The 6,495-nt window shown below is 53.6% G+C and carries 7 protein-coding genes; 1 reads left to right on the plus strand and 6 read right to left on the minus strand.

What is annotated here, in order from left to right; all coding sequences use genetic code 11:
* Positions 1-9: 9 nt before the first annotated feature.
* The 6 genes from proS to metN all read right to left on the minus strand — a co-directional run bounded on the left by proS (position 10) and on the right by metN (position 5,589).
* Entirely contained in the window at positions 10-1,728 is a 1,719-nt protein-coding gene (gene proS, locus DOU50_RS20020) for a proline--tRNA ligase (RefSeq protein WP_048990392.1), read from the minus strand.
* A gap of 112 nt (positions 1,729-1,840) precedes the next feature.
* Positions 1,841-2,548: a tRNA (N6-threonylcarbamoyladenosine(37)-N6)-methyltransferase TrmO gene (tsaA, locus tag DOU50_RS20025; protein WP_148770025.1), complete on the minus strand. Its 708-nt coding sequence runs from the start codon at positions 2,546-2,548 to the stop codon at positions 1,841-1,843.
* Positions 2,545-2,949, minus strand: coding sequence for an Rcs stress response system protein RcsF (rcsF, locus tag DOU50_RS20030; RefSeq protein WP_032649711.1), 405 nt, complete (start codon positions 2,947-2,949; stop codon positions 2,545-2,547). Before rcsF ends, tsaA begins: the two co-directional genes overlap by 4 nt.
* Positions 2,950-3,055: 106 nt before the next feature.
* A complete protein-coding gene (metQ, locus tag DOU50_RS20035; RefSeq protein ID WP_014168729.1) occupies positions 3,056-3,871 on the minus strand; it encodes a methionine ABC transporter substrate-binding lipoprotein MetQ in 816 nt (271 codons plus the stop codon).
* 40 nt (positions 3,872-3,911) lie between these two features.
* Positions 3,912-4,565, minus strand: coding sequence for a methionine ABC transporter permease MetI (locus tag DOU50_RS20040; protein WP_014168730.1), 654 nt, complete (start codon positions 4,563-4,565; stop codon positions 3,912-3,914).
* Complete coding sequence (gene metN / locus DOU50_RS20045; RefSeq protein ID WP_048990396.1) at positions 4,558-5,589, minus strand: methionine ABC transporter ATP-binding protein MetN; 1,032 nt, start codon at positions 5,587-5,589, stop codon at positions 4,558-4,560. Before metN ends, DOU50_RS20040 begins: the two co-directional genes overlap by 8 nt.
* A gap of 188 nt (positions 5,590-5,777) precedes the next feature.
* On the opposite strand from metN, the gene gmhB reads away from it, so the two are divergent.
* The gene (gene gmhB / locus DOU50_RS20050; RefSeq protein ID WP_090418968.1) at positions 5,778-6,344 is read left to right on the plus strand and encodes a D-glycero-beta-D-manno-heptose 1,7-bisphosphate 7-phosphatase; all 567 of its coding nucleotides are present in this window, start codon (positions 5,778-5,780) and stop codon (positions 6,342-6,344) included.
* Positions 6,345-6,495: the final 151 nt, after the last annotated feature.

The raw sequence follows: 6,495 nt of genomic DNA on the forward strand, positions 1-6,495 counted from the left end.
GTTTTTTGTTTAGCCTTTGATGGCCTTCACCAGGTAATCAAGAATGTCGCCGGTCTTGATCATCTGTTTTTCGCCGCTGCGACGGTATTTGTATTCAATCTCGTCGCTGTCGAGGTTACGGTCGCCGATAACGACGGTGTGTGGGATGCCGATCAGTTCCATATCGGCAAACATCACGCCCGGACGCTCTTTACGGTCATCCATCAGCACTTCGATACCCTGAGCGCGCAGCTCGGCATACAGCTTCTCGGCCAGCTCCTGCACGCGGTAAGACTTGTGCATGTTCATTGGCAGAATAGCGACCTGGAACGGCGCGATATTGTCCGGCCAGACGATGCCGCGCTCGTCGTAGTTCTGCTCAATGGCGGCAGCTACCACGCGCGTCACTCCGATACCGTAGCAACCCATGGTCAGGATCTGGTTACGGCCATCTTCACCCTGAACGGCGGCGTTCAGCGCGCGCGAGTATTTATCGCCCAGCTGGAAGATGTGACCCACTTCGATACCGCGCTTGATCATCAGGGTACCCTGGCCGTCCGGGCTTGGGTCGCCTGCGACCACGTTACGGATGTCAGCTACTTCCGGCGTCGCCACATCGCGATCCCAGTTGATGCCGAAGAAGTGTTTACCGTCGATGTTCGCACCGGCGGAGAAGTCGCTCATCGCGGCTACCGTACGGTCAATAACAACCGGAACCGGCAGATTGACTGGACCCAGTGAACCTGGACCCGCATTCACCACGGCGCGGATTTCCGCTTCCGTTGCGAACGTCAGCGGGCTGGCGACCTGCGGCAGCTTCTCGGCTTTCACTTCGTTCAGCTCGTGATCGCCACGCACCAGCAGGGCAACCAGCGGGTAAGCGCTCCCTTCGGTGGATTTCACCAGCAGGGTCTTAACGGTTTTTTCAACTGGCAGGTTGAACTGCTCAACCAGCTCGGCGATGGTTTTCGCGTTTGGCGTATCAACCAGCGTCATCTCTTGCGTTGCAGCAGCACGTGGTTCTTTTGGTGCCAGCGCTTCTGCAAATTCGATGTTCGCCGCGTAGTCTGAAGAGTCAGAGAAGATCACATCGTCTTCACCGCTCTGCGCCAGTACCTGGAACTCATGGGATGCGCTACCGCCGATGGAGCCGGTATCAGCCTGCACAGCACGGAAATCCAGACCCATGCGGGAGAAGATTTTGCTGTATGCCGCGTACATTGCGTCGTACGTCTCTTGCAGTGATTCCTGAGAGGTATGGAAAGAGTAGGCATCTTTCATCAGGAATTCGCGAGAGCGCATGACGCCGAAGCGTGGGCGAACTTCGTCACGGAACTTGGTCTGGATCTGGAAGAAGTTCAGTGGCAGCTGTTTGTAAGAGCTCAGCTCATTACGAATCAGGTCGGTAATGACTTCTTCATGCGTTGGGCCGAGAACGAACGGACGCTCGCCGCGATCGACGAAGCGCAGCAGTTCAGGGCCATATTGTTCCCAACGGCCACTCTCCTGCCACAGGTCAGCGGGCTGAACCACAGGCATGGACACCTCGATAGCACCGGCGTTGTTCATCTCTTCACGCACGATGTTTTCGACTTTTTTCAGGACGCGCACGCCGGTCGGCAGCCAGGTGTATAACCCGGAGGCCAGCTTGCGGATCATCCCGGCGCGCAGCATCAGCTGATGGCTGATCACTTCGGCGTCGGCAGGCGTCTCCTTCAGAGTGGAGAGCAGATATTGGCTAGTACGCATGTTGTTACGGTTCCATTTCGACGATTGGAACAGGCTGAAACACCAGCCTGACACAAAAAAAGTGGTTTAGTTTACCAGTGTGGCAAAGATGCCAAAAGAGAGGAGAACAAAATTACCTGGGTTCAAGGGCAAACACTTCAAAACCTGCCCCAGTGACGCGCCAGCGAACGTTAAAATCAAGCAGCCAGACGGCGTATGATTTTCCTGCTTCCTCTTCTTTACGGTAGGCTGGACGCGGGTCCTGTGCCAGAACTTCGGTGATGAAATCCCGTAAGCGAGGATAGCGTTTCTCCAGTTGACCGAGCTGCGCGGTTATCTCAGGCGTAAAATAAACAGGCATGTACGCCTGCGGTGCGTCCTGAGCATAACTTGCACGCGCGTCCGGGAGGGCTTCGGCGAAGGGCAAATAGGGTTTGATGTCGATAACCGGCGTGCCGTCGACCAGATCCAGGCTACCTAACTCCAGTATCACCCGATCTTTCTGGCAGCGTATGCCTTTCAGTTCAACCAGCGACATGCCAACCGGATTTGGGCGGAAGGTCGAGCGCGTTGCAAACACGCCCATTCGCGCATTTCCGCCAAGACGAGGAGGGCGCACGGTAGGACGCCAGCCGCCTTCCATCGTCTGGTGAAACACGAACACCACCCATAAATGGCTGAAAGCCTCGAGCCCGCGTACCGCATCGGCCAGATTGTAAGGCGCAATCAGGTGAAGCTCACCGCGTCCGCTGGTGACAAGACCGGGCTGGCGGGGGACGGCGAACTTCTCTTTATAGGGAGAGTGGATAACGCCTATCTGCTCGAACTGAAATGCACTCATTTCGCCGTGATGTTCAACGCAGAACCGATGCAAACCGCCTGACGGTAGCAACCCGGCGTGCCGCTGGTGACTTCGCAGCTGTGCAGCAGGACCGCGTTAGCTTTCATTTTTGCGGCATTGATCTGCATGCGTTTACGCGCTGTCGGAATATTCGGTGGTGAGTCCTGATTGGTCGCCTGACAGGAATCGCCGCTTACTTCGCCCAGTTCACGGAACGGTTTACCGACGAGTTCGTCCGCTTTCGTGATAATGCGAACTGGCGCAGGGCGAACCACTTTTGGTTTCGCAGGCTCTGTTTTTGGCGGGGTTGCCGTGCTTTGAACGGGTTCAACGGGAGATCTGCTTAGCATTGAACAGCCGCTCAGCATGAGTGCTAAAAGACAGATCGGTAAAGCACGCATAATATTTCCTCAATGGATAATCAAAACGTCAGATATTGAATCAGTTGACTGCACAAATGACAAGACGGGCATAAGCCCGTCCTGATGATATTACACTGAGGTGAGATTACCAGCCTTTAACAGCGCCACCGTTAAACACTTTGTTGGCTTCCTGGTAAACTTCATCAGACTGATAAGCCTGAACGAATTTCTTCACGTTTTCCGCGTCTTTATTGTCTTCGCGAGTCACGATCAGGTTAACGTACGGGGAATCTTTATCTTCAACGAAGATACCGTCTTTGGCTGGCGTCAGGCCAATCTGGCTGGCGTAAGTGGTGTTGATAACGGCCAGGGCAATTTGGGCATCGTCCAGAGAACGTGGCAGCTGAGGCGCTTCCAGTTCAACAATTTTCAGATTTTTCGGGTTCTCGGTGACATCCAGAACGGTTGGCAGCAGGCCAACACCGTCTTTCAGTTTGATCAGACCCACTTTCTGCAGCAGCAGCAGGGAACGACCAAGGTTGGTTGGGTCGTTAGGCACGGCTACCTGAGAGCCCGGCTGCAGTTCGTCCAGCGATTTAATTTTCTTAGAGTAACCGGCAATTGGATAAACGAAGGTGTTACCGACACCCACTAGTTTATAGCCACGATCTTTGATCTGCTGGTCCAGGTATGGCTTATGCTGGAAGGCGTTCGCGTCGATATCGCCTTTGCTCAGCGCTTCGTTCGGCAGAACGTAATCGTTGAAGGTCACCAGCTCAACGTCCAGGCCATATTTCTCTTTTGCCACTTTCTGAGCAACTTCAGCAACCTGCTGTTCTGCACCCACGATAACGCCCACTTTAATGTGGTTTGGATCCTTTTCGTCCTGACCGCAACCCACCAGTGCCAGAGAGCCGATCAGCGCGCCTACTGCTGCAAAGGTCTTTAATTTAAACGCCATGTTTTATCCTTAACTCGTAGAGTTTGTGTTGTGTGTAACGTTATTTGTGAGTAACGGTCCGGACGATGCGATCGCCAGAGAACTGGATTAAGTAAACCAGAACAACCAGCAATACCAGAACGGTATTCATCACGGTAGCGTTATATCCAATATAGCCGTACTGGTAACCAATCTGACCTAAACCGCCCGCGCCAACTGCACCACCCATTGCCGAATAACCGACCAGGGTGATGAGCGTGATGGTTGCCGCATTCACCAGGCCTGGCAGTGCTTCCGGGAGCAGGACTTTGCGCACGATCTGCATCGGTGTTGCGCCCATCGCGCGGGAAGCTTCGATCAAACCGGTTGGAATTTCCAGCAGGGCGTTTTCCACCATACGGGCGATAAACGGCGCAGCCCCTACGGTCAGCGGAACGATCGCTGCCTGCAGACCGATAGACGTTCCGACGATCACGCGGGTAAACGGAATCATCCACACCAGCAGAATAATGAAGGGGATAGAACGGAAGATGTTCACCAGCGCAGAGAGCGTACGGTACAGTTTCGCGTTCTCAATGATTTGACCCGGACGCGTTACGTACAGCAATACGCCGACCGGCAGGCCAATCACAAAACCAAAGAAGCCAGAGACAAAGGTCATTGCCAGCGTTTCCCAAACGCCGCGAACCAGCAGCCACATCATCGGCTCAGACATAACCCAGTACCTCTACTTTTACATGGTGTTCTTGCAGCCAGGCAATCGCGGCCTGGGTTTCTTCTTGTGTGCCGTGCATTTCTGTCAGCATGATGCCGAACTTCACGCCACCGGCGTAATCCATCTGCGCGCTGATGATGTTGTTGTTCACGTTAAAGCGACGCGCGGTTTCGGAAAGCAGGGGAGCGTCAACGGACTGACCGGTGAACTCCATGCGCAGCATCGGGACGCTGTCTGCGGTGGATTCGGTTTTCAAACGCTCCAGATAGTCTTCCGGAATATCGAGATGCAGGGTGGACTGGATGAACTGCTGTGCCAGCGGCGTCTTCGGATGCGAGAACACTTCACTTACTGTGTCCTGCTCGATCAGTTCACCATTGCTGATGACCGCCACGCAGTCGCAGATGCGTTTCACCACGTCCATCTCGTGCGTAATAAGGAGGATCGTCAGGCCCAGGCGACGGTTAATGTCTTTCAGCAGTTCCAGAATCGAACGCGTGGTGGCCGGATCCAGTGCGCTGGTGGCTTCATCACACAGCAGTACCTTAGGATTGCTTGCCAGCGCGCGGGCAATGGCCACACGCTGTTTTTGCCCACCGGACAGATTTGCCGGGTAGCTATCATGTTTATCGCCCAGACCCACGAGGTCGAGCAGCTCGGTGACGCGACGCTTCACTTCTTCTTTCGGCGTGTTATCCAGCTCAAGCGGTAAGGCAACATTGCCGAACACGGTGCGGGAGGCCAGCAGGTTAAAGTGCTGGAAAATCATGCCAATCTGACGACGCGCTTTGGTGAGTTCTTTTTCTGAAAGGGCGGTAAGTTCCTGGCCGCCAACTTCTACGCTGCCCTGGGTTGGGCGCTCAAGCAGGTTAACACAACGGATCAGCGTGCTTTTACCTGCACCCGATGCGCCAATGACGCCATAAATTTGACCAGCAGGAACATGCAGACTGACGTTGTTCAGCGCCTGAATGGTTCGGTTCCCCTGCTGGAACACTTTGGTGATATTGGAAAGTTTAATCATTAGATTATTTTTATCGTATGTAAGTTAGCCGTGGCATTTTCTTCTGCCAGATACGGGTGATGACCGTAAACAAAACGGATGTTAAGGCATCCAGACGTCTAAATCAATCCAACTCTGTATGATGAGCACTTTATTGCGCTGCGATTCATGAGATACTAGTCGAACATGCCTTTTTCAGGAGCAAACCGGTGGCAAAATCAGTACCCGCAATTTTTCTCGATCGTGACGGCACTATTAATGTGGATCACGGTTATGTCCATGAGATTGATGAGTTCGAGTTTATCGAGGGCGTAATAGATGCCATGCGCCAGCTGAAAGAGATGGGCTATGCGCTGGTAGTTGTAACGAACCAGTCCGGTATTGCACGCGGTAAATTCACCGAAGCGCAGTTCGAGACGCTGACGGAATGGATGGACTGGTCGCTGGCCGACCGCGGCGTGGATCTCGACGGCATCTATTATTGTCCGCACCACCCGCAGGGAACGGTAGAAGCGTATCGCCAGACCTGCGACTGCCGTAAGCCGCATCCGGGGATGTTCATCTCTGCGCAGGAGTTCCTGCACATTGATATGTCTGCTTCTTATATGGTGGGCGATAAACTGGAAGATATGCAGGCAGCAGCAGCAGCGGGTGTAGGGACCAAAATATTAGTCCGCACCGGTAAGCCAGTAACGCCAGAAGCAGAAAATGCAGCGGATTGGGTGATTAATAGTCTGGCCGATCTGCCAAAAGAGATTAAAAAGCACCATAAATAGCCTTTTTGGCGAAAAGATGAGCGGTTGAAATAAAAATGCATTTTTCCGCTTGTCATTCCTCGGCGGCCCCCTATAATGCGCCTCCATCGACACGGCGGATGTGAATCACTTCACAAACAACCCGGTCGGTTGAAGAGAAAAAATCCTGAAA

The sequence above is a fragment of the Enterobacter sp. C6 genome (assembly GCF_008122455.1).
Classification (GTDB): Bacteria; Pseudomonadota; Gammaproteobacteria; order Enterobacterales; family Enterobacteriaceae; genus Enterobacter; species Enterobacter pseudoroggenkampii.

What these genes read in the sequence shown, in the direction of transcription:
- metN (WP_048990396.1), bottom strand. Translation starts at nt 5,589, where the DNA reads ATGATTAAACTTTCCAATATCACCAAAGTGTTCCAGCAGGGGAACCGA.
- tsaA (WP_148770025.1), bottom strand. Translation starts at nt 2,548, where the DNA reads ATGAGTGCATTTCAGTTCGAGCAGATAGGCGTTATCCACTCTCCCTAT.
- DOU50_RS20040 (WP_014168730.1), bottom strand. Translation starts at nt 4,565, where the DNA reads ATGTCTGAGCCGATGATGTGGCTGCTGGTTCGCGGCGTTTGGGAAACG.
- proS (WP_048990392.1), bottom strand. Translation starts at nt 1,728, where the DNA reads ATGCGTACTAGCCAATATCTGCTCTCCACTCTGAAGGAGACGCCTGCC.
- metQ (WP_014168729.1), bottom strand. Translation starts at nt 3,871, where the DNA reads ATGGCGTTTAAATTAAAGACCTTTGCAGCAGTAGGCGCGCTGATCGGC.
- rcsF (WP_032649711.1), bottom strand. Translation starts at nt 2,949, where the DNA reads ATGCGTGCTTTACCGATCTGTCTTTTAGCACTCATGCTGAGCGGCTGT.